The sequence below is a fragment of the Helicobacter cinaedi CCUG 18818 = ATCC BAA-847 genome, from assembly GCF_000155475.1.
Classification (GTDB): domain Bacteria; phylum Campylobacterota; class Campylobacteria; order Campylobacterales; family Helicobacteraceae; genus Helicobacter_C; species Helicobacter_C cinaedi.
In genome coordinates this window covers 1-516 of sequence record NZ_DS990438.1, presented here as the reverse complement: position 1 = coordinate 516, position 516 = coordinate 1, and the positions used below count along the sequence as shown (strand labels likewise).

The window sequence follows — 516 nt, the reverse complement described above, 5'->3', positions numbered from 1 at the left end:
ATCTGCTATTCTTACTTTTTCTTTATCAGCTGAACTTGTTTGAATCAACCCACAAGAAGTAATAATGGCTAAAGTTATAAGACCAATAAAAATTAAGATAAAGTATTTCATAGAGTTATCCTTTTAGTTTTTGAATCTTTTTTATTTCTATAAATAAGATTCTGTATTGTATTATTTATTAGCTTTAATTCTAGTTTGCTAAGATTATCATATTTGGGCATATTGATTGTCATATTTTTACTAAACCTAGCTTCTATGGCTAAAGCATAAGCAGTGGGTTGTTCTAGGTTTCTTTTAATTTTTTCTATTAATTTTTGCTTCTCTTTATCTTGTGTATTTTCTTTGGTAATTTCATATCCTAATTTTATTCCATCTGCATATATCCATCTTTCTTTTGGTTTAAATGCGGGGATTTTGGCCCTAAACTCATCATCTCTTGGGTCAAATACTTCATTATTATCAATATAATGCAACATTGCATAAGAAGCGTCTGCTACATCTGCATAGTCTTTAGCT

The 516-nt window shown here is 28.5% G+C and carries 1 protein-coding gene; it reads right to left on the bottom strand.

The window, feature by feature from the left end:
- Window positions 1-107: 107 nt before the first annotated feature.
- On the bottom strand, window positions 108-516 hold a 409-nt coding region (locus HCCG_RS11485; RefSeq protein ID WP_034548731.1), incomplete at its 5' end, for a hypothetical protein.